Here is a 19,977-nt window from a genome sequence, read left to right on the forward strand (position 1 = left end):
CTTGGCTGCCCGTTCCTGTTGACCTCTGTGCCGATGCCTTGCGCGGCGCTCGTTGCCCGTCACGGCCGAGGCTTCGAGCCGTCGCGCGCCAGACCTGCGCCGGCACGCCGGCGCGCCGCGCTAGCGCGCGCCGTAGATTTCCTGCAAGACCCGCGCAGGCTGCGCGGTGCCGTAAAAGAGTGCCGAAAGCCGCGCCATGCAAGGGCTCGCGAGGTCGCGAATGGCGGCATCGTCCGCGAGAATCTGGCGGATGAGTTCGTACTTGCGCGCCCTTTCGGCAACGTTGAGCCGTACGACCCCTTCGGCATCCTTGAGGCCATCGACGAGGAGCCGGTATTTCTCCTGCAGGCCGATCAGATCGTTCCAGTGCGCATCGCGCGCGGCGCAAAGCATCTGCCCCGAGACAGCCGCGATCGCTTCGTAGCGGGCGAAGTAGTCTGCTTTTGAACTCATCTCGTCAATGAGCCGGGCGCTGACGCAGACGCCCTTTCGGCCATCCGCGCCACTTCCGGCCCTATCCCCAACCAGGCTTCTTCGAGCGTAGCCAGCAGTCCGTCGACCTCGACCAGCATGGTCTCGCTCTGATTGATATTGGCTTCCAGCAAGCGCTTCGTCATGTAGCTGTAGAGCGCATTGAGGCGCTGCGCGATCTCGCCGCCCGCCTCGAGGTTCAACGCGAGCTGGAGCCCGCTTTCGACAATCCGGATCGCCTTGGCGATCGCCTCGCAGCGCGGGCCGACGTTGCCGGCCTGCAAATGCATCCGTGCCTGCGCGATGGCCTGCCGCGCGCCCTGATAGAGCAGCACGATCAGCTTGTGCGGGCTTGCACCCATGACCCCCGTTTCGACGCCCACTCGTGCATAGGCGTTGGCTCCAGACTGGGCAGGGGAAAACATCGGCGCTTCTCCTCGATACGTGTGGCTGTGAATGCGGTCGCCCGGCAGGCGGCGCATGCGCCGCGACGAGCAGTTCTAGCCGGGTTATCGGATCGTAGGGGAAGAAGCTTTAGCGCATCGAGCGGGCGGACGCCTCGGGTGCCGTCAGACCTGGATCTGCATGATGTCGGTGTAGGCCGCGACGAGCTTGTTGCGCACCTGCAAGCCGAACTGGAAGCCGATGTTGGCTTTCTGCATGTCGACCATCACGTCATTGAGCGACACGTTGTTCGCGCCCAGCTCGAACGCCTGCGACTCGCCGACCGCCTTCTTCTGGGCGTCGCTGATCTGGTCGAGCGACGACTTGAGGGCCGCGGCGAACCCGCCGGCCGTCGCCGCGCCCGACTTCTCGTCGGCTGCGGTGGGGCCGCCGGCCGCCTGCGCCGCCATCGACTGCATTTGCGCGAGGGCGGACGTGAGCGGGGATACTGGCACGGTCATGTTTGCTCCACGAAAAAGGACATGCGAAGGGCATGCGAAGGACAACGCGGGGTTTCGGGGACGAGCCCCGAGGCCGGACGTCGAGCCATGCGGCGGCCCGGGCCGGCACGGCGCGCCGACAGGACGCCGAATCTGGAGGAGAGCATAGCAGCGGGCCGTTTTCGACAGCCCCGAAACTAGGGGGAAAACCCGGCTCTATTCGCGCAATCGGCTTGTAAGCGGCTGCGGATAATGCGTCAAGTGAAAGTCTGTGCCGCGCGCGGCGAGACCTGCAAGCCTCCGGAGATACCCGTCGCATGGATTCGACAGCCAACTCGTTGATCAACCCCGATGCCCGCATGGGCCTCGCCACCTCTGGCGCCGGCGCCGCGCCCGGCGCTGGCGCGGGCGCAGGCCTGGGCGCCGCGGAAGACCTCGGCGGCGGCTTTGCGCAGCGCCTCGGCTCGCTTTCGTCGCTGCGCAACGTGCGCGGCAACCCGCGCGCGCCGCTCATTTTTGCCGTGGCACTGCTGGTGGCCGTGGTGGCGGGTCTCGTCCTCTGGTCGCGCGCCCCCGACTACAAGGTGCTCTACAGCAATCTCTCGGACCGCGACGGCGGCGCGATCATTACCGCGCTCCAGGCCGCAAACGTTCCCTACAAGCTCTCGGACGCCGGCGGCGCGATTCTCGTGCCCTCCGAGCAGGTCAACGAAATGCGCCTGCGCCTCGCCTCCCAGGGCCTGCCGAAGAACGGTTCGGTGGGCTTCGAGCTGATGGACAACCAGAAGTTCGGCATCAGCCAGTTCGCCGAACAAATCAATTACCAGCGCGCGCTCGAAGGCGAACTCGAGCAGACCATCCAGTCGATCGCGAGCGTGAAGTCGGCGCGCGTGCATCTCGCCATTCCGAAGCCCTCGGTATTCGTGCGCGAGCGCGAGGCGCCTTCCGCCTCGGTGCTCGTGAACCTGTACCCGGGCCGCATTCTCGACGACGGCCAGGTCGCCGCCATCACGCACATGGTGGCTTCCGCCGTGCCGGACCTGCCGGTGCGCAACGTGACGGTGGTCGACCAGGACGGCAACCTCCTCACGCAGAGCGCCACGGGCGTGGGCCTCGACGCGTCGCAGCTCAAATACGTGCGCCAGGTCGAGCACGATACCCAGTCGCGCATCGACGCGATCCTCGCGCCGCTCTTCGGCGCCGGCAACGCGCGCTCGCAGGTGAGCGCCGACCTCGACTTCTCGAAGCTCGAGCAGACCTCCGAGGCCTACGGTCCGAACGGCAACGCGCAGGCCGCCGCGATCCGCAGCCAGCAGCAGAACATTTCCACGGAGATGCAGCAAAGCGGCGCGGGCGGCGTACCCGGCGCGCTCACGAACCAGCCGCCGCAGCCGGCCTCCGCGCCCATCAGCGCGCCGGCGGGCGCGAGCGGCGCAGCCGCCTCGGTGCCGGTCTCCGATCATCGCGACACCACCACGAACTACGAGCTCGACAAGACCGTGCGCCACTATCAACAGGCGCCGGGCGACATCAAGCGTCTTTCGGTGGCCGTGATCGTGAACTATCAGCCCAAGCTGGACGCCAAGGGCCACGCCACCCTGCAGCCGCTCGACGCGCAGAAGCTCGCGCAGGTGGAGCAGCTCGTGAAGGACGCCATGGGCTACGATGCGAAGCGCGGCGACTCGGTGAACGTGGTGAACGCCGCGTTCCGGACCGAAGTCGATCCGAACGCGAACCTGCCATGGTGGCGCCAACCCGACATCCTCGCCCTTGCCAAACAGATTGCGACGTGGCTTGGCATTGGCGCGGTCGCCCTGTTCCTCTATTTCGTGATGGTGAAGCCGGCGCTGCGCCGCGCGTTCCCGCCGCCCGAACCGGTCGCGCCTGCGCTGCCGGGCATGGCGGACGGCGAGCCGCTGCTGCTCGACGGCATCCCCGAGGCCGTGCGCGTGGGCGCGAGCGGCGAAGGCGAAGAAGGCGCGGATAGCGAAGCCGCCCTGCTCGCCTTCGAAAACGAGAAGAACAAGTTCGAACGCAACCTGGAATACGCGCGCACCATCGCGCGCCAGGATCCGAAAATCGTCGCAACCGTCGTGAAGAGCTGGGTGAACGATGAACGCTGAAGGCGCTAACAAGAGCGCGCTGCTGCTCATGTCGATCGGAGAGCAAGAGGCCGCCGAGGTCTTCAAGTTCCTCGGTCCGCGCGAAGTGCAAAAAATCGGCGCCGCGATGGCGGCGCTCAAGAACGTCAAGCGCGAGGAAATCGAGGCCGTGCTGCAGGACTTCGTCAAGGAAGCCGAGCAGCACACCGCCTTCTCGCTCGACTCGAACGACTACATCCGCAACGTGCTCAACAAGGCGCTGGGCGAGGACAAGGCCGGCGCGATCATCGACCGCATTCTCCAGGGCGGCGACACGAGCGGCATCGAAGGCCTCAAGTGGATGGATTCCGGGTCGGTCGCGGAGCTCATCAAGAACGAGCACCCGCAGATCATCGCGACGATCCTCGTGCACCTCGACCGCGACCAGGCCTCGGAAATCGCCTCGTGCTTCACCGAGCGCCTGCGCAACGACGTGCTGCTGCGTATCGCGACGCTCGACGGCATCCAGCCGCAGGCGCTGCGCGAGCTCGACGACGTGCTCACGAACCTCCTCTCGGGCAGCGACAACCTCAAGCGCAGCCCGATGGGCGGCATTCGCACGGCGGCCGAGATCCTCAACTTCATGACGAGCCAGCACGAGGAAGGCGTGATCGAGAACGTGCGCGCCTACGACGCGGAGCTCGCGCAGAAGATCATCGACCAGATGTTCGTGTTCGAGAACCTGCTCGACCTCGAAGACCGCGCGATCCAGCTGCTGCTCAAGGAAGTCGAGTCGGAATCGCTCATCATTTCGCTCAAGGGCGCGCCGCCCGCGCTGCGCACGAAGTTCCTCTCGAACATGTCGCAGCGCGCGGCCGAACTGCTCGCCGAAGACCTCGACGCGCGCGGTCCGGTGCGCGTGTCGGAAGTCGAGGCGCAGCAGCGCCGCATCCTGCAGATCGTGCGCAACCTCGCCGAGAGCGGCCAGATCGTGCTAGGCGGCAAGGCGGAAGACGCTTATGTCTGAGACGACATCTTCGAACAGCCGTCGCTCGGCGTACCAGCGCTGGGAGATGGCGTCGTTCGATCCGCCGCCTCCCCCGCCGCCGCCGCCCACGCCCGACGAGGCGGCCGCCTTCGAAGCGCAGCTCCAGCATTTGCGCGACACCGCCCACCAGGAAGGGCTCAAGTCGGGCCATGTGGCGGGCCAGGCGCTCGGCTATCAGGCCGGTCACGAACAGGGCCGCCAGCAAGGCTTCGAGCAGGGTCAGGCCGAGGCGCGCGCGCAGGCGGCGCAGCTCGCGGCGCTCGCGAGCCGCTTTAGCGACGCGCTCGAAACGGCTCAGGCCGGCGTAGCCGAGACGCTCGTCGAGCTGGCGCTGGACATCGCGCAGCAAGTCGTGCGCCAGCACGTGCAGCATGACCCGACGGCGCTCGTCGCGGTCGCGCGCGAAGTGCTCGCGGCCGAGCCGCAGCTCGCGGGTTCGCCGCAGCTCGTGGTGAGCCCCGCCGACCTGCCGATCGTCGAGGCCTACCTGATGGAAGATCTGGAGGCGCGCGGCTGGACCGTGCGCACCGACCCGACGATCGAGCGCGGCGGCTGCCGCGCGCAGGCCGCGACGGGCGAAACCGACGCCAGCATCCGCACGCGCTGGGAGCGCGTGACGGCGGCGCTCGGCAAGGCGAGGCCATGGTGAATCATTCGCAGCCGGCGAGCCATCAGGCGATCCACACGGGCGGCCTCACACCGCTCGAACAGGAACTCGCGCTCGCCTCCTTCGGGCCGCTCGCGCACGATCCCGCACAGCTCGGCGCGCTGCTCGTGGGCGACCTCGACATCCCGAACGCGCGCGAGATCGCCGCAAGCGACGCGATCGATGCAATCGACGCCGCGCTGGCCGCCGATGCCGCCGATGCCCCGCCAACCAGCGCGGCCCCCGCGACGACGGACCACGGCGCGCCTCCCGAAGCGCGCCCCGCGCCCTACGTGCCGCCGCCGAACTACGACCCGGCCAACCCGTTCCTGACCGCGTGGAACGCGCAACTGCGCGGCGTGCGTGACCGCAATGCGCTCGCGCTGCCGCTGCGCGGCTGCGGGCGTCTCACGCGCGCAGCTGGCCTCGTGCTCGAAGCGGTGGGGCTGCGCCTCGCCGTGGGTGCGGAGGTGATGATCGAGCTGCCCGCGGGCAGCTCGCTGCCGATGGCCGAAGCCGAAGTGGTCGGCTTTGGCGGCGACAAGCTCTTCCTCATGCCGACGACCCAGGTCGCGGGCCTCTTGCCCGGCGCGCGCGTCTGGCCGCTCGAAACCGCACCGATCGCCGACCCGATGGCGGGCGCCAAGCGCCTGCCGGTGGGCTGGGGCATGCTCGGCCGCGTGGTCGACGCCTCCGGCAAGCCGCTCGACGGTCTCGGTCCGCTGAACACCGAGGCCGATGCGCCGCTCACCGCGCCCGTCATCAATCCGCTGAACCGCGAGCCGATCCACAAGGTGCTCGACGTGGGCGTGCGCGCGATCAACGCGCTGCTCACGGTCGGACGCGGCCAGCGCATGGGCCTCTTCGCGGGCTCGGGCGTGGGCAAGTCGGTGCTGCTCGGCACGATGGCGCGCGCGACCAGCGCCGAAGTCATCGTGATCGGCCTGATCGGCGAGCGGGGCCGCGAAGTGAAGGAATTCATCGAGCAGATCCTCGGCGAGGACGGCCTCGCGCGCTCGGTGGTCGTGGCCGCGCCCGCCGACGTCTCGCCGCTCCTGCGCATGCAGGCCGCCGCGTACAGCACCTCGCTCGCCGAATATTTCCGCGACCAGGGCAAGCACGTGCTGCTGCTCATGGATTCGCTCACGCGCTATGCGATGGCGCAGCGCGAGATCGCGCTCGCGATCGGCGAGCCGCCCGCGACCAAGGGCTATCCGCCCTCGGTGTTCGCGAAGCTGCCGGCGCTCGTCGAGCGCACCGGCAACGGCCCCGAGGGCGGCGGCTCGATCACGGCGTTCTATACCGTCCTCACCGAAGGCGACGACCAGCAGGACCCGATCGCCGATTCGGCGCGCGCGATTCTCGACGGCCATATCGTGCTCTCCCGCGCGCTCGCCGAGGCGGGGCACTATCCGGCCATCGACATCGAGGCTTCGATCAGCCGCGCGATGACCGCGCTGATCGACGACCCGCATCTGAACCAGACGCGTGCATTCAAGCAGATGCTTTCGCGCTACCAGCGCAACCGCGACCTCATCAACGTGGGTGCCTACGTCAGTGGGCGCGACGCCGTGCTCGACCGAGCGATCGCGCTGTATCCGCGCATCGAGGCCTTCCTTCAGCAGGGTTTTCGCGAAACCGCGAATTATGATCAGAGCGTCGAGATGCTCGGCCAACTGATTGGAGCCAGGACATGACGAAACAGACCGCGCTGCAAACCTTGATCGGCCTCGCCCAGGACGACGTCGACGCCGCCACGCAGAAGCTTGGCCGCGTGCAACGCGAGCGCGGCGAGGTCGAGAAGCAGTTGCAGGCGCTCATCACCTACCGCGACGAGTACCACACGCGCTTCACCCAGTCGGCGCGCACCGGCATGGCTGCGGGCAACGTTCGCAACTTTCAGGCTTTCATCGACACGCTCGACTCGGCCATCGAGCAGCAGCGGCGCATTCTCGAGCAGGCCACCGCGCGCGTGGAGGCCGCCAGGCCCGAATGGCAGCGCAGCAAGCAGAAGCTCGGCTCCTACGAGGTCCTGCAGTCGCGCCAGGACGAAGTCGAGGCCCGCAAGGACGCCCGCCGCGAACAGCGCGACGCCGACGAACACGCGGCCCGCGTGCTACGCATGCGAACGTCGCAACACCCGTAACACGTTTTCGAGGCCGCCAGCATGTCGCTCCTCTCCGCCGTTTCCTCGCTGCTCGGCGCCGCCGCCGACGCCGTGACGGGCAATCCCGCATCGAACGCCACATCGAACGCCGTTTCGAACACCATCAGCCAGTCGGACGCATCGGGCCAGACTTTCGCGCAGAGCCTGCAACAGCACATCGACGCGCAGAACGCCCAGCACTCGCAAGCGAGTCAACCCAGTCAGTCCAGTCAGTCCAGTCAGCCCAGTCAGCCCAGTCAGGCCGTGCAGTCGTCGCAAAGCTCGCAGCGCAATGCGGCTGCGCAGTCCAGCTCGAGTGCGCCGACCGGCACCAGCAGCGCGTCGCAAAGCACGAGCAACAGCACGCAGACGACCGGCACGAGTTCGAACCAGGGCTCGCAGCCTGCGTCGGGCACCGATCGCCGCGCCGACGCCGTACGCGCCCAGCAAAAGCAGGCCGAAGCCGCGGGCGCGCAGATCGCCGCCGCCCAGGCGCAGCAAGCCCAGCAGGCGCAGCAGGGCCAACAGACGCAGACCGGCGCGAGCACCGACGCCAGCCAGACGAGCGGCGACAGCACGCTTGCGGGCGTCGCCTCCGCCGCGGCGGCAGCAGCGGCCACGGCCGCCGCAGGCGCGGGCACGTCGAGCACGTCGGGCGCCGCGGGCGCATCAGGCGACGGCACGGGCAGTGCAGGCACCGCGAGCGCCAACCCGAAGTCGGTGCACGATGCCCTGCAAGCCGCGCTCGCGACGCTGCGCGGCGGCGCGGCGGCGCTCTCCACCCATGCGGTCAGCACGGCAGGCGCGGCCAGCACGACGGCGAGCAGCACTGCCACCGGCACGACCGCGGGCGCCGGCTCCAGCATCGCCAGCAGCTTTGCATCGCACCTGAGCGCGCATGCGCAGGACAAGGCGTTCAGCGCGGCGGCCAGCAGCGGGGCGGGTGCCGACGCGGCCAGGAGCGCGACCTCAGCCACGCCCGACGCCGCAAAAGCGGTCACCGATGCGCTCACCACAGCGGCCCAGCAGCAGTCCGGCGGCGTCGCGCCGGCCGCCAGCACGGCCAGCCCCGCCATGACCGACACCCAGGGCGCGACCCAGGCGGCCGCCATCGCCGCGGCAACGGCCGCGCAGGCCCAGGCCGCGCAGGCGGCGAGCGCAACCGCGAATCCGGCGGCCGCGGCCGCTTCCGCGTCGCTCGCGCCGCAGGTCGGCACGAACGATTGGGAGGACGCGCTGAGCCAGAAGGTCGTGTTCCTCTCGAACGCCCACCAGCAGTCGGCGGAACTCACGCTCAATCCAAAGGATCTCGGGCCGCTGCAGGTCGTGTTGCAGGTGACGGAAAGCCACGCGCATGCTCTTTTCGTTTCCCAGCACCAGCAGGTGCGCGAAGCCGTGGAAGCGGCGCTGCCCAAGCTGCGCGAGGCCATGGAGCAGAACGGCATCGGCCTTGGCAGCGCGAGCGTGAGCGACGGCTTCTCGCGCCAGATGAACCAGCAGGCGCAGCAGGACCGCAGCGGCTCGGGCCGCTCCGGCTCGTCGGGTTCGGGCGGCACGCTCGGCACGGTCGCTTCGGGCGAGGATCCCGGCACCCCCACCGCGAGCGTCACGCAGCGCACCGTCGGGCTGATCGACACGTTCGCCTGACCGTTTCCACACGATCTCCCCGACCCCCCGATCCGCCCTCGCTGCCCGACGCCCGTTCGGGCGGTGCGGCGGCGCTCGCAACTGCCAGCGGCCGCACGGCGCGCCGTGAGCCTCCCCGCGCTCCATATCGACCGGCGACCGGCGACCGGGGCACCGCGCCGCTTCGCCCTGCGCTGCGCCACCGCTGCCCACGGCCGGTTCGCAGCTTTCAACAAAACCACGAGATAGCCGGAATTCTCCCGTCTATTCCTCCCATCGCTGAAAGGAAAAAGCCGGAACAATGCAGCATGCCCGGAGTGACCATCGGATCGGTGCTCCGGACCCTCGCACGCATCCTGGCTGACTTTTCGACATGGCGACCACCCCCGCATCCCAGCAAGCCGCGCCTCAGGGCGCGAAACCCGGACCGATGAAGCGCATTCTCGTGATCGCGCTCATTGCGATCCTCGCCGCCGGCGCGGCGGCCGCCGCGACCTGGTTCGTCATGTCGCGCCATCCGGCTGGCGTGCCCGCTGCGTCGGCTGGGCCCGCCGCGGCGGCGCCCGCTCTGCCCGTGTACTACGCGCTCGAGCCGATGACCGTCAACCTGCAGTCCGACGACGGCGAATCGCACTACCTGCGCATCGGCCTCACGCTCAAGCTCGACAACCAGGCCACCCAGGACGCGCTCGTGGCGCGCATGCCCGAGATCCGCAGCCGCCTCTTGCTCGCGCTCTCGAACAAGCATCCGTCCGATCTCGCACCGCTCGACGGCAAGCGCGCGCTCGCCACGGAGCTCGCCGTGCTGATCTCGCAGCCCGTAGGCGGGAACGAAAGGCCAATGCACGTCGACGACGTGCTGTTCACCGAATTCGTCGTCCAGTGAGCGCGGCTGACATGACCACCGCGATGGAGGGCCAGTCATCATGACGATGGGTCACGACGAGTTCATGTCCCAGGAGGAGGTCGATGCCCTCCTCAAAGGCGTCACCGGCGAAGTCGATTCCGACTCGGGTGCGGCCGACAAGCAGGGTGTGCGGCCCTACAACATCGCGACGCAGGAGCGTATCGTTCGCGGCCGCATGCCGGGCCTCGAAATCATCAACGAGCGTTTTGCGCGCCTGTTGCGCGTCGGCATCTTCAATTTCATGCGCCGTACCGCCGAGATCTCGGTCGGTCCGGTGCGCGTGCAGAAGTACAGCGAGTTCACCCGCAACCTGCCGATCCCGACGAACCTGAACCTCGTGCACGTGAAACCGCTGCGCGGCACGTCGCTGTTCGTGTTCGACCCGAACCTCGTGTTCTTCGTCGTGGACAACCTGTTCGGCGGCGACGGGCGCTTCCACACGCGAGTGGAAGGCCGCGACTTCACGCAGACCGAGCAGCGCATCATCGGCAAGCTGCTCAACCTCGTGTTCGAGCACTACACGAGCGCGTGGAAAAGCGTGCGGCCGGTGCAGTTCGAGTTCGTGCGCTCCGAAATGCACACGCAGTTCGCAAACGTTGCCACGCCCAACGAGATCGTGATCGTCACGCAGTTCTCGATCGAATTCGGTCCGACGGGCGGCACGCTGCACATCTGCATGCCCTACTCGATGATCGAGCCGATTCGCGACGTGCTCACCTCGCCGCTGCAAGGCGAAGTGCTCGATGTGGACCGCCGCTGGGTGCGCGTGCTCTCGCAGCAGGTGCAGGCCGCCGAAGTCCAGCTCACGGCCGACCTCGCGCAGGTGCCCGTCACCTTCGAGCAGATCCTGAACATGAAGAAGGGCGACGTGCTGCCCATCAACATCGCGGAGCACATCGTCGCCAAGGTCGACGGCGTGCCGGTGATGGAGTGCGGCTACGGAATTTTCAATGGTCAATACGCGTTGCGGGTCCAGAAGATGATCAGCGCAGCCGACACGATGAAGGAAGGTGGATATGAGTGATGTAAACGGCACGAGCGCAGACGAGCCGGTGCTCGACCCGGGTTTCGACGCCGCTGTGCAGGAAGCGGGCGGCGACTCCATGGACGACTGGGCGAGCGCGCTTGCCGAGCAGAACAGCAACGAAGCGCCGGCCGCGCAGCCGGCAGCCGTGTTCCAGTCGCTCTCGAAGGTCGATTCGACGAAGACGGCCAACGACATCGACATGATTCTGGACATTCCCGTTCAGATGACCGTCGAGCTGGGCCGCACCAAGATCGCCATCCGCAACCTGCTGCAACTCGCGCAGGGCTCGGTGGTGGAACTCGACGGCATGGCCGGCGAGCCGATGGACGTGCTCGTGAACGGCTGCCTCATCGCCCAGGGAGAAGTGGTGGTCGTGAACGACAAGTTCGGCATTCGCCTGACCGACATCATCACGCCGTCCGAGCGGATCCGGAAGCTGAACCGATGAACCGCGAGGCAGTTCGCGGCGCGGCGCACACGCGCGCTTTGCAGCACGCCTCACGCCAGGTCTCGCGGCTGATCCGCCAATCCCGCGGCGCGCGGGCGCTGCGCTTCGCGTCGCGCCTCGCGGTGCACCTCTCGCTCGGGCTCGCTGCGGTTTTCGCCGTGATGAGCGCGCGGGCCGCCGATCTCCAGGCGATCAACGAAGCCGCGCGTGCAGCTTCGGGCGCCTCCGCCGTGATGGCCGGCAGCGCAGTGCCCGCGCTCGGCTTCGGCGCCGTCGTGCAGACGGTGCTGGGCCTCGCGGTCGTGATCGGCGTGGTGTTCTGCTGCGCCTGGCTCGCACGGCGTCTGGGCCTGCAAGGCGGCCCGAGGAACGCGCTCGTGAGGACCATCGGCGGGGCCGCGCTCGGCGGCAAGGAGCGCGTGGCCGTGGTCGAAATCGGCGATACCTGGCTCGTGCTCGGCGCGGCGCCCGGCAACGTGCGGCTGCTGCACACCATGCCCGCGGGCGAACTCCCCGCCGGCGCCATGGCCGCGAGCGGCCACCCGGGCTCCGGCCTCTCAGGCACCTTCGCCCAGCGCTTTCGTGACGCGCTGAAAGGCGAGGCGGACAAACGCTTCAAGACGCGTTTCACACGACACGACGGCGGAGCGCAGTAAATGCAAGGCAGTTCCCCTCACGCGGCGCCCGCAGGCGGCGACGCCCGCGCACGCGCGGATTCCCTCGCGAAGCTCGCCCGAACGGCGCTCCCGTTCGCGCTGATGCTCGGCGCGCTCGCGCTCGCCTTCGCGCTGCCGCACGTCGCGCACGCGCAAGCGGCAGCACAGCCGGCTGGCCTGCCCGCCTTCAACACGAGCCCCGGCCCGAACGGCGGCACGACGTATTCGCTGAGCGTGCAGACGATGCTGCTGCTCACGATGCTGTCGTTCCTGCCCGCGATGGTGCTGATGATGACGAGCTTCACGCGCATCATCATCGTGCTCTCGCTGCTGCGCCAGGCGATCGGCACGACGACCTCGCCGCCCAACCAGGTGCTCGTGGGCCTCGCGCTCTTTCTCACGCTGTTCGTGATGTCGCCGGTGCTCGACAAGGCGTACAACGACGGCTACAAGCCGTTCTCGGCCGGCACGATCTCGATGGACGACGCCGTGGCGCGCGGCGTCGCGCCCTTCAAGACCTTCATGCTGCGCCAGACGCGCGAGTCCGACCTCGCGCTCTTCGCGCGCATCTCGCACGCGGCGCCGATGCAGGGCCCCGAAGAAGTGCCGCTCACGCTGCTCGTGCCCGCGTTCGTCACCAGCGAGCTGAAGACGGGCTTCCAGATCGGCTTCACGATCTTCATTCCGTTTCTCATCATCGACATGGTGGTGGCGAGCGTGCTCATGTCGATGGGTATGATGATGGTCTCGCCCGCGACCATTTCGCTGCCGTTCAAGCTCATGCTGTTCGTGCTCGTGGATGGCTGGCAGCTGCTCATCGGCTCGCTCGCGCAGAGCTTCACCTGAGGATCCGAACATGACGCCCGAAATGGTCATGACGCTCTCCCACGAGGCGATGTACGTCGCGCTGCTGCTCGCCGCGCCGCTGCTGCTCGTCTCGCTCGTCGTGGGTCTCGTGGTGAGCCTTTTCCAGGCCGCTACGCAGATCAACGAACCCACCCTATCGTTCATCCCCAAGCTGATCGCCATCGCGGTCACGCTCGTGATCGCCGGGCCGTGGATGCTCACGACGATGCTCGACTACATGCACCGCATGTTCACGAGCATTCCGCAGCTCGCGGGTTAAACGCGGCCGCGCCGCACGATGTTCACGGTCACCTACGCGCAGCTCAACGCCTGGCTCACGGCGTTCCTCTGGCCGTTCACGCGCATTCTCGCGCTCGTGGCGGTCGCGCCCGTCGTGGGCAACCGCTCTGTGCCCACGCGCGTGAAGATCGGCCTCGCGGGCTTCATCACGCTGATCGTCGCGCCCACGCTCGGGGCCATGCCGCAGGTCACGGTGTTCTCGGCCGAGGGCGTGTGGATTCTCGTCAACCAGTTCCTGATCGGCATCGCGCTCGGCTTCACGATGCAGCTCGTGTTCGCGGTCATCACCATGGCGGGCGACCTCATGAGCCTCGGCATGGGCCTCGGCTTCGCGAGCTTCTTCGACCCGCAGGCCAACACCAGCACGCCCGCGCTGGCCTCCTGGCTGAACATGATGGCGATGCTCGCGTTCCTCGCCTTCGACGGCCATCTGCAGATGATCGCGGCGCTCGTCGCCACCTTCCAGTCGGTGCCGGTCACGGCGAGCGTGCTGGGCGCCTCGGGTTGGCGGCTGATCGCGGGCTATGGCGCGACGGTCCTCTCCTCGGGCCTGCTGCTCGCGCTGCCGGTGGTGGTCGCGCTCCTCATCACCAATCTTTCGCTCGGCATTCTCAACCGCGCGGCCCCGCAAATCGGCATCTTCCAGATCGGCTTTGCGCTCACGATGCTCGTGGGCCTGTTGCTCATCCAGCTCATGATGCCGAACCTGATTCCCTACTTCGCTCGCCTCTTCGACAGCGGCATCGAACAGATGGGACGCGTGGCGGGCGCGCTGCGGCCGCCGGGGTGAAGGGGGTTCCGTTGGCGCAAACAGGTTTCAATCATGCGACTCGCAGGGACTTTTCGGACACGTACGTTGGAACGCTCTCTACCGTTTGATTGACACGGACTCGCACAGCACCGCCATTTCTGCGCCACACGATGGCTCAAGCACGAACAGCGTTAGCCGCCCGGCCCGAAAATCGGACGCGTACTTATCGCCTTCTTCCCCGCTGATCCCCGTACCTTTCGAATCATCGCGACTGTTGATCCACTGCACCCATGTCTGCGCGTCAGCGGACGTAAAGGTGTGTTTTGGTGAGATCAAAAGCCTCGACGCGACATTCTGACCGGCGAAATCGATCAGGCGTTGCGCGACAACCTCGAAGAATTTCAACACTTCAACTTCGCCCCCAACGCGGCGGAAGCGCAGCGTAAGGGAACGCGCTTCGGGATCGTGTTCAATTCCGCGCAATTCGGCATCGTGAAAGCTCGGAAAATCCGCAACGCTTCCGATATCAATGTACGTATCCATAACGAAAACACTCACGGCAATAAAGAAAAGGGAACTCCAGGACCGCGCACGCCACTCTCCCAGTTGTGCGAGTGCGGGACACCCTGCCCATGGTCGTGGTCAAAATCGAAATCTACGACTGCCTTGCCATCGCCTCCATATAGGCGCATCTGGCCACTGCCGGGGTTTGTGTACCACGTACCCGGCTCGCCTTCATTGGGTGTCTTCGCAATATCGAATGCATCGTCGTGACGCAGATCAGGCTGATAATTGAACGGCTGCGCATCACCAAGCCGCGTCGAGGTGTCGCCATTGTCATCGCTGAACACGCGAGACTCACGCGTGTCGCTGCCGAGTTCATTGCCATCTGAATCGTACGCCCCGAGCACGGCTCCCGCAGCCACATCAACCGCGCGAGGCCAACCAGTTCCGCCGCGAGAACCTGCGGCGTTGCTTACGGTCGCGGCTGCCCTGACGGCAAACGGCACGTATGCCGTGCGATCGACAAAGCATCCGTTCTCATCAAGCGGTACGAACTGGCCGTCATGGACCCCGTAGACAGTCGGCTTAGGGTCTGGTGTCCGTTTCGGCCAGCTCTGGGGTGCGTAGAACCGGGCAACCCGCCGACTACCCCGCCACGCCCGGTCGATAGCTGGAACGATCCGGCCATCGCGTACCGCGTCACGGAGAATGCGCGTCACGTCTTCGCCGTCGACTGGTGCAGACAGGCCCGAGATCCGCAGGTGTTCGCCGATAAACGCGGCATAGGCGCTGAAATCACGACAGGCACGCGCGTGGCACCGCCTGATGGAAGTTCGGAAAAACCGGTCGAAGTCCTTCCGATCCTGTTCGATCGTTTCTTCGCATTGCTTACGCGCTTTCTGCCGCTCCTCGAAAGAGAGAGTCCAGCCGCGATCAACGTCCTCCACGTCACTCACGGGCACGAGTGAGCATTGCCAGTCGCTCGTTAAAGGCACGCACAGCGCGTTATACGAATACCCCCATTCGGGAAGCGACATGTTCTCCTCCGCATCGATCTGAGGCCGGTATATCTAGCACGCAGCGAGACGGGAGGCTTTGCGGTGGGATAAAAGGCCGACAACACGAGCGAAACGAGCCGAGCCGGTGTGGACCTCCGGCAAACCGGGACCGGGTGCCCCAGTGTCGAGCCGGTCAGTAGTTTTGCGGCGTCCAACAAAAAAGAAAGCGGACCGAAGTCCGCTTTCCTGGTCAACCGCCCGATCGCCCGACCGCTCGCGGTCAGGGATTGATGTACTGGAACAGCGACAGGTTCTGCGTCGCCGCGAAGCTCTTCTGCGAGGCCGTGAGCGCGTTCGAAAGCTGCTCGTACTGGCTGATCGCGGCCACCGTGTCGGTGCTCGTGAGGTCCGAGAGGTTCGACGTGATCTGCAGCGAGTTGGTGGACGTGACCGTCTGCAAGGCCTTCACCTCCTGCTCGCGGCCGCCCACCGAAGCCTGCACGGTGATGACGTTCGACAGCGAATTGCCGATCTGCGTGAGGCCCGTGTTCAGCGCGTTGTTGAGGCTGGCGACCGCCGCGGTCGAGCCGCTCACGGGCGTGTTCAGCGCGCCGATGATGCTGTCGATGCTGGCGAACACATCGGTGTTCTGCGAAGCCGTGGCGGGCGTGACCCCGAAAGTGTCGCCTGCGGAAGGCGTGCCCGTGATCGTCACGTTCATGCCGCTGCCGAGCGAAATCGCGTTGCCGGACGTGAACGTGGCGGGCGTCGTGGTCGTCGCCGGGCTCGCGCTGTTGTCGGTCACCGTGTAGGTGAGCGCGCCGGTGACGGGGTCGGTGCCGAACGCGATCGAGTAGTTGTCGTTGTTGGTCGCCTGCGTCGGGTCCGTGACCGTCACGCCGCTGATCACGCCCGTGCCCTTGTTCGCCGCGTTGCCCGAGGCCACGATGTCTGAGCCTACCGCCTGCACGCTCTGGAACACCGCCGTACCCGTATCGCCCACGGCGATGTTGCGCGAGCCGGCCACCTGGATCACGCGCTGGCCTGCGTCGCCGTTGTACGTCACGCCGCCGCCCGACTTGTTCGAGAACACCTGCGAGGTGCTCTGGAAGCCCGAGAAAATGTAGTTGCCGGCGCCGTCCGTCGTATTGGCGAGCGTGAGCAGCTGATCGCGATAGCCCTGCATCTGCTGGGCGATGCCCTGGCGCGCCGTGTCGGTGAGCGAGCCGTTCTGCGCTTCGATGATGAGCGAGTGGATGCTCTGCATCGTGCTGGTCACGCTCGTGAGCGTCGTGTCCTCGAGCTGCAGCGCGGTGAGCGCCGTCGTCTGGTTCGCCGAGTACTGCGTGAGCGTCGCGCTGGTCGCGGAAAGCGTCACGGCCTGCGCGGCGCCGAGCGGATTGTCGGCGGGGTTCGAGATCGACACGCCGGTCGAGATCTGCTGCTGGATCTGCAGGAGCTGGGACTGCTGGTTCTCCATCGTCGAGACGTTGGAGGAGAAAATCTGGGAAGTCGCGATACGCATGGGTCAGCGCCTCACTGAATAATGCCGATCAAGGTCTGGAACAGCGTCGCCGCCGTCTGGATCACCTTGCTGTTTGCCTGGTATAGCTGCTGATACTTCATCAGGTTCGCAGCTTCTTCGTCGAGGTTCACGCCCTGCACCGACTGCTGTTGCGAAGTGAGCTGCGTGACGAGCGACTGCTGCGACGTGTTCGATGCCTTGAGATCGCTCGCGGCGTTGCCGATCGTGTTGACGTAATTCGCGTACGCGGTGGTGAGCGTGGCCGATCCGGTGAACGCCGTGCTCGAAGTGAGATTCGCAAGCGCCAGCGCGTTGCGGCCGTCTTGCGTGCCGCTCTTGTTCCCCGCCACCGTGAACGTGTCCTTGTTCGACGGCGTGCCCGTCATCGTGAAGCTCACGTTGGTCGCGACGCCATTGGCGCCGGTCGAGTCCGTGAGGTTCGTGATCGTGTACGTGGCGCCCGTGGCCGGGTTGTAGCTGACACCGGTCACCGGGGGCGTCGCCGCGCTGTTGATCGTCACGCTCGTGCTCGTGGTCGAGCCGGGCGTGGTGATCGTCACCGTCGTGCCGTTGGGCAGGCCGGTCAACATGCCGGTGGTCGAGTCGTAGGTCAGCGTGACCGGCAGGTTGGTCGTCGAATAGCCCGTGCCCACCGCGCCTTGCGTGACGTTGGCCGTGCCGGCGTTCGTGGTGGATGCCGAAACGACTACCGGCGTGGCTGCCGCGATGGCCGCGGGGTCGCTGGTGGCGACCGCGAAGCTCGCGAGCGCGCCGGATGTCGGCTCGATCGTGAACGAATCGCCCGCGCTCAGCGTGCCCGAAGGCGTGATCGAAAAGCCGCCGATCGTGAGCGGCGCCGTGCCGTTCGGCACGGACGCAACCGCCGTGTTCGTCGTCGTGTCGGTCAGGTTCCAGTTCGCGCCGTCGTAACTGAGCTTGAAAGTGTCGGTGGGGGGCTGCGTGGTGTTCGTGAGCGTCGCGCTCACCGAAGCCAACGGGTCGGGGTTCGTCGAACTGGCGGTGACGACCGGATTACCCACGGTGAAGAGCGCGCCACCCTGACCGCCCGAGAGCGTGAGGCCGAGCGCATTCTGCGCGTTCACCTGCGAGGCGAAGCTCGTGACGATCGCGCCCAGTTGCGATTCGGCCGGATCGAGCGTGTTCTGCACGAACGAGACGAGGCCGCCCACGGTGCCGCCTTGCACCGCCGCCGAACCCAGCACCTGCGGCGTACCGAGCGACGCGGGGCTGGCGCCGTTCTGGCCCACCCAGGTCACGTCGAGTTCGGACGGATTCGCGTTCGACGGCTGCGTGCCGAGGTTGTAGCTGTTGCTGCTCACCACGAGCGGCTGGCCGTTGCCGAGGAAGACGCTGTAGCCGCTGCTGCCCTGCACGACCTGCACGCCGACCAGTTGCGAGAGGCTCGCCACGGCTTGATCGCGCTGGTCGAGCAGCTGGTTGGGCTGCTGGCCGCCCGCGCTCGCGGCCGTGATCTGCCCGTTGAGTTTCGCGATCTGCTGCGTGTAGGTGTTGATCTGCGCGACGGCGCTCGTGAGCTGCGTATTCACGCTCTGGCGCATCGAGTCGTACTGCTGGCTCGCGGCGTTGATCTGGGTGGCGAGCGTCTGCGCGTCGGAGAGCACCGTCTGGCGCGCTGCCGTGCTCGAAGGCGAATTCGAGACGTTCTGCAGCCCGGTGAAGAAGTTCGTGATCGCGGTCGAGATGCCCGAGGTGGGACTACCCACGAGGTTCGCGAGCTGCGTGGCGAGGGTGTACGAGGCCGTGTATGCGCTGCTGGTCGACTGTGCGTTGTTCAGTGCCGTCGTGAGGTACTGGCTGTAGGCGCGCTGCACGGTCGCGGTGGTGACGCCGCCGCCGATATAGCCGCTCGACGTGTACTGACCGGCCGATTCCTGATACACCGGCGATTCGACGTTGTATCCCGGGGTCGTCGAATTGCTGATGTTCTCGCCGGTGGTCGAGATACCAATCTGCGCAGCCTGCAGGCCGCTCAGACCGATCGAGAAGATGTTGGACATGCGTGATCCTCGAAAGCGGGCTGCCCCCTGGCAAGCCGCGAAGTGAACTCACGGTATATCGGCAGCGCACTGCGAAAATTAAGCGCTCGATGAGGGCGAAAACGTTAGCGCGAAGATTGCAGCCCGGTGGCTACCCCAGGGTCCTTAGGTATCCATGGGAGTGCGCGCCGGGCGAACCGGCGCGCCGTACGCCGGTTCGGCGACGCCTGCGCTCAGGCGCGCGCGAGCGCGCGGCGTTTCATCTCGAGCTGCGTGATGTAGCGCTGCAGCGTGTTCTCGGCGGAGCCGGGCAGCGCCTCGAAGCGAAAGCCCAGGTGATAGCGGCGGTCGCCATTGGGCAGGTCGATGAAGCGCTGCACGACGAGCGAGAGGTCCACGCGCAGCTTGCCGTGCGCGCGCAGGTCGAGCTCGGCGTCGGGAAGTTGCAGGCCCATGGGGAGATCCGCCACGCGCTCGTCGGTCGTGCGCAGTCCGAGGCCGCCGAGCGAGAGGTCATGGACCTCGTAGGCGAAGCGGGGGCCGCCGCCCGGCAGATCGCCGCGGCAAATGCACGGTTCGAGCACGGGCGTGTCGACGCGGAAGTACTCGCGCCGCTGCACGTAGAACAGCACTTCGGGGAAACTGGCTTCGAACGCGGGGCGTCCTTCGAACTCGGTGCGCCGCGGCGTGGCCGTCCTGAATTCCACGCGCACGCCTTCGGGCGACGCATGGAACAGGCACTCAGGCGCGGCGAGCACGCCCGCGTTCTGCTCGGGCAGCGCGCCCCAGTCGAACACGAAAGTCTGCTCGCGCCCGTTGACGGCCAGAACGCGGGTGACGAGCTGCCCGCCGCGGTACTGGAGGGTCAGGAAGTCGCCGCGGTTGAGGAGATTGCGTAGCTGGACGCCGATCTCGAGCGGATTGCGGCGCCCGAAATCGTGGGAGCCATCCGCGCCCTCGCCTGCTTCCTGTGGATTCGTCTGAACGGTATTCATCGGCCTGCCGGAAATTCGTGAACGTGCCAGCGCGCCAGCGGGACGGGCCCGCGCGCGCCGTTCGGGCGGTCCTACCGCCCGGTTTGCTTTTTCATCTCGC

At 66.9% G+C, this 19,977-nt stretch carries 21 protein-coding genes; 13 read left to right on the plus strand and 8 right to left on the minus strand.

Translation table 11 applies throughout. The features are described 5' to 3' along the window. Nucleotides 1-120: 120 nt before the first annotated feature. The 3 genes from BMI01S_RS18825 to fliE all read right to left on the minus strand — a co-directional run bounded on the left by BMI01S_RS18825 (nucleotide 121) and on the right by fliE (nucleotide 1,376). Nucleotides 121-453: a flagellar protein FliT gene (locus BMI01S_RS18825; RefSeq protein ID WP_028231371.1), complete on the minus strand. Its 333-nt coding sequence runs from the start codon at nucleotides 451-453 to the stop codon at nucleotides 121-123. Further along, nucleotides 450-896 (minus strand): flagellar export chaperone FliS, encoded by a 447-nt coding sequence (fliS, locus tag BMI01S_RS18830; protein WP_028212054.1) that lies wholly within the window; start codon nucleotides 894-896, stop codon nucleotides 450-452. The genes BMI01S_RS18825 and fliS overlap by 4 nt, the downstream gene beginning before the upstream one ends. A gap of 144 nt (nucleotides 897-1,040) precedes the next feature. Further along, entirely contained in the window at nucleotides 1,041-1,376 is a 336-nt protein-coding gene (fliE, locus tag BMI01S_RS18835) for a flagellar hook-basal body complex protein FliE (protein WP_028212053.1), read from the minus strand. Nucleotides 1,377-1,672: 296 nt separating this feature from the next. Between fliE and fliF the strand changes: the two genes are divergently transcribed. From fliF to fliR, 13 genes are all read left to right on the plus strand, one after another. After that, on the plus strand, nucleotides 1,673-3,478 hold the full coding sequence (gene fliF, locus BMI01S_RS18840) for a flagellar basal-body MS-ring/collar protein FliF (RefSeq protein ID WP_028212052.1): 1,806 nt from the start codon (nucleotides 1,673-1,675) through the stop codon (nucleotides 3,476-3,478). Then, nucleotides 3,468-4,463, plus strand: a complete 996-nt coding sequence (fliG, locus tag BMI01S_RS18845; RefSeq protein ID WP_028212051.1) for a flagellar motor switch protein FliG — start codon at nucleotides 3,468-3,470, stop codon at nucleotides 4,461-4,463. Before fliF ends, fliG begins: the two co-directional genes overlap by 11 nt. Continuing rightward, entirely contained in the window at nucleotides 4,456-5,133 is a 678-nt protein-coding gene (gene fliH, locus BMI01S_RS18850) for a flagellar assembly protein FliH (protein ID WP_028212050.1), read from the plus strand. Before fliG ends, fliH begins: the two co-directional genes overlap by 8 nt. Then, on the plus strand, nucleotides 5,127-6,827 hold the full coding sequence (gene fliI / locus BMI01S_RS18855; protein ID WP_081716003.1) for a flagellar protein export ATPase FliI: 1,701 nt from the start codon (nucleotides 5,127-5,129) through the stop codon (nucleotides 6,825-6,827). Before fliH ends, fliI begins: the two co-directional genes overlap by 7 nt. Further along, nucleotides 6,824-7,276 (plus strand): flagellar export protein FliJ, encoded by a 453-nt coding sequence (gene fliJ / locus BMI01S_RS18860; RefSeq protein ID WP_028212048.1) that lies wholly within the window; start codon nucleotides 6,824-6,826, stop codon nucleotides 7,274-7,276. The genes fliI and fliJ overlap by 4 nt, the downstream gene beginning before the upstream one ends. A gap of 21 nt (nucleotides 7,277-7,297) precedes the next feature. Beyond that, nucleotides 7,298-8,923: a flagellar hook-length control protein FliK gene (locus BMI01S_RS18865; protein ID WP_028231370.1), complete on the plus strand. Its 1,626-nt coding sequence runs from the start codon at nucleotides 7,298-7,300 to the stop codon at nucleotides 8,921-8,923. A gap of 352 nt (nucleotides 8,924-9,275) precedes the next feature. Then, the gene (fliL, locus tag BMI01S_RS18870; protein ID WP_028212046.1) at nucleotides 9,276-9,788 is read left to right on the plus strand and encodes a flagellar basal body-associated protein FliL; all 513 of its coding nucleotides are present in this window, start codon (nucleotides 9,276-9,278) and stop codon (nucleotides 9,786-9,788) included. 46 nt (nucleotides 9,789-9,834) lie between these two features. After that, complete coding sequence (fliM, locus tag BMI01S_RS18875) at nucleotides 9,835-10,833, plus strand: flagellar motor switch protein FliM (protein ID WP_028212045.1); 999 nt, start codon at nucleotides 9,835-9,837, stop codon at nucleotides 10,831-10,833. Then, nucleotides 10,826-11,284, plus strand: a complete 459-nt coding sequence (fliN, locus tag BMI01S_RS18880) for a flagellar motor switch protein FliN (RefSeq protein ID WP_028212044.1) — start codon at nucleotides 10,826-10,828, stop codon at nucleotides 11,282-11,284. Before fliM ends, fliN begins: the two co-directional genes overlap by 8 nt. Nucleotides 11,285-11,445: 161 nt before the next feature. Further along, nucleotides 11,446-11,940 (plus strand): flagellar biosynthetic protein FliO, encoded by a 495-nt coding sequence (fliO, locus tag BMI01S_RS18885; RefSeq protein WP_042290169.1) that lies wholly within the window; start codon nucleotides 11,446-11,448, stop codon nucleotides 11,938-11,940. Nucleotides 11,941-12,042: 102 nt separating this feature from the next. Further along, nucleotides 12,043-12,786 carry a flagellar type III secretion system pore protein FliP gene (fliP, locus tag BMI01S_RS18890; RefSeq protein ID WP_244145366.1) on the plus strand — a complete coding sequence of 248 codons (744 nt, stop codon included), beginning with the start codon at nucleotides 12,043-12,045 and terminating at the stop codon, nucleotides 12,784-12,786. 10 nt (nucleotides 12,787-12,796) lie between these two features. Beyond that, a complete protein-coding gene (fliQ, locus tag BMI01S_RS18895) occupies nucleotides 12,797-13,066 on the plus strand; it encodes a flagellar biosynthesis protein FliQ (protein WP_028212041.1) in 270 nt (89 codons plus the stop codon). An 18-nt stretch (nucleotides 13,067-13,084) separates the two neighbouring features. Beyond that, nucleotides 13,085-13,876 (plus strand): flagellar biosynthetic protein FliR, encoded by a 792-nt coding sequence (gene fliR / locus BMI01S_RS18900; protein ID WP_028231367.1) that lies wholly within the window; start codon nucleotides 13,085-13,087, stop codon nucleotides 13,874-13,876. 78 nt (nucleotides 13,877-13,954) lie between these two features. Here fliR and BMI01S_RS18905 read toward each other — a convergent pair whose 3' ends face one another. The 5 genes from BMI01S_RS18905 to BMI01S_RS18925 form a co-directional block, all read right to left on the minus strand. Beyond that, complete coding sequence (locus tag BMI01S_RS18905; protein ID WP_028231366.1) at nucleotides 13,955-14,380, minus strand: hypothetical protein; 426 nt, start codon at nucleotides 14,378-14,380, stop codon at nucleotides 13,955-13,957. Between the two features lie 11 nt (nucleotides 14,381-14,391). Next, nucleotides 14,392-15,378 carry a hypothetical protein gene (locus tag BMI01S_RS18910; protein WP_154671292.1) on the minus strand — a complete coding sequence of 329 codons (987 nt, stop codon included), beginning with the start codon at nucleotides 15,376-15,378 and terminating at the stop codon, nucleotides 14,392-14,394. A 241-nt stretch (nucleotides 15,379-15,619) separates the two neighbouring features. Then, nucleotides 15,620-16,864 carry a flagellar hook-associated protein FlgL gene (gene flgL, locus BMI01S_RS18915; RefSeq protein ID WP_028212039.1) on the minus strand — a complete coding sequence of 415 codons (1,245 nt, stop codon included), beginning with the start codon at nucleotides 16,862-16,864 and terminating at the stop codon, nucleotides 15,620-15,622. Between the two features lie 11 nt (nucleotides 16,865-16,875). After that, nucleotides 16,876-18,903 (minus strand): flagellar hook-associated protein FlgK, encoded by a 2,028-nt coding sequence (flgK, locus tag BMI01S_RS18920; RefSeq protein ID WP_028231365.1) that lies wholly within the window; start codon nucleotides 18,901-18,903, stop codon nucleotides 16,876-16,878. Nucleotides 18,904-19,115: 212 nt separating this feature from the next. Continuing rightward, complete coding sequence (locus BMI01S_RS18925; protein WP_028212037.1) at nucleotides 19,116-19,877, minus strand: flagellar brake protein; 762 nt, start codon at nucleotides 19,875-19,877, stop codon at nucleotides 19,116-19,118. Nucleotides 19,878-19,977 lie beyond the last annotated feature (100 nt).

The sequence above is a fragment of the Paraburkholderia mimosarum LMG 23256 = NBRC 106338 genome, assembly GCF_000739815.1.
Classification (GTDB): Bacteria; Pseudomonadota; Gammaproteobacteria; order Burkholderiales; family Burkholderiaceae; genus Paraburkholderia; species Paraburkholderia mimosarum.

What these genes read in the sequence shown, in the direction of transcription:
- BMI01S_RS18825 (WP_028231371.1), bottom strand. Translation starts at nt 453, where the DNA reads ATGAGTTCAAAAGCAGACTACTTCGCCCGCTACGAAGCGATCGCGGCT.
- fliS (WP_028212054.1), bottom strand. Translation starts at nt 896, where the DNA reads ATGTTTTCCCCTGCCCAGTCTGGAGCCAACGCCTATGCACGAGTGGGC.
- fliE (WP_028212053.1), bottom strand. Translation starts at nt 1,376, where the DNA reads ATGACCGTGCCAGTATCCCCGCTCACGTCCGCCCTCGCGCAAATGCAG.
- fliF (WP_028212052.1), top strand. Translation starts at nt 1,673, where the DNA reads ATGGATTCGACAGCCAACTCGTTGATCAACCCCGATGCCCGCATGGGC.
- fliG (WP_028212051.1), top strand. Translation starts at nt 3,468, where the DNA reads ATGAACGCTGAAGGCGCTAACAAGAGCGCGCTGCTGCTCATGTCGATC.
- fliH (WP_028212050.1), top strand. Translation starts at nt 4,456, where the DNA reads ATGTCTGAGACGACATCTTCGAACAGCCGTCGCTCGGCGTACCAGCGC.
- fliI (WP_081716003.1), top strand. Translation starts at nt 5,127, where the DNA reads ATGGTGAATCATTCGCAGCCGGCGAGCCATCAGGCGATCCACACGGGC.
- fliJ (WP_028212048.1), top strand. Translation starts at nt 6,824, where the DNA reads ATGACGAAACAGACCGCGCTGCAAACCTTGATCGGCCTCGCCCAGGAC.
- BMI01S_RS18865 (WP_028231370.1), top strand. Translation starts at nt 7,298, where the DNA reads ATGTCGCTCCTCTCCGCCGTTTCCTCGCTGCTCGGCGCCGCCGCCGAC.
- fliL (WP_028212046.1), top strand. Translation starts at nt 9,276, where the DNA reads ATGGCGACCACCCCCGCATCCCAGCAAGCCGCGCCTCAGGGCGCGAAA.
- fliM (WP_028212045.1), top strand. Translation starts at nt 9,835, where the DNA reads ATGGGTCACGACGAGTTCATGTCCCAGGAGGAGGTCGATGCCCTCCTC.
- fliN (WP_028212044.1), top strand. Translation starts at nt 10,826, where the DNA reads ATGAGTGATGTAAACGGCACGAGCGCAGACGAGCCGGTGCTCGACCCG.
- fliO (WP_042290169.1), top strand. Translation starts at nt 11,446, where the DNA reads ATGAGCGCGCGGGCCGCCGATCTCCAGGCGATCAACGAAGCCGCGCGT.
- fliP (WP_244145366.1), top strand. Translation starts at nt 12,043, where the DNA reads ATGCTCGGCGCGCTCGCGCTCGCCTTCGCGCTGCCGCACGTCGCGCAC.
- fliQ (WP_028212041.1), top strand. Translation starts at nt 12,797, where the DNA reads ATGACGCCCGAAATGGTCATGACGCTCTCCCACGAGGCGATGTACGTC.
- fliR (WP_028231367.1), top strand. Translation starts at nt 13,085, where the DNA reads ATGTTCACGGTCACCTACGCGCAGCTCAACGCCTGGCTCACGGCGTTC.
- BMI01S_RS18905 (WP_028231366.1), bottom strand. Translation starts at nt 14,380, where the DNA reads ATGGATACGTACATTGATATCGGAAGCGTTGCGGATTTTCCGAGCTTT.
- BMI01S_RS18910 (WP_154671292.1), bottom strand. Translation starts at nt 15,378, where the DNA reads ATGTCGCTTCCCGAATGGGGGTATTCGTATAACGCGCTGTGCGTGCCT.
- flgL (WP_028212039.1), bottom strand. Translation starts at nt 16,864, where the DNA reads ATGCGTATCGCGACTTCCCAGATTTTCTCCTCCAACGTCTCGACGATG.
- flgK (WP_028231365.1), bottom strand. Translation starts at nt 18,903, where the DNA reads ATGTCCAACATCTTCTCGATCGGTCTGAGCGGCCTGCAGGCTGCGCAG.
- BMI01S_RS18925 (WP_028212037.1), bottom strand. Translation starts at nt 19,877, where the DNA reads ATGAATACCGTTCAGACGAATCCACAGGAAGCAGGCGAGGGCGCGGAT.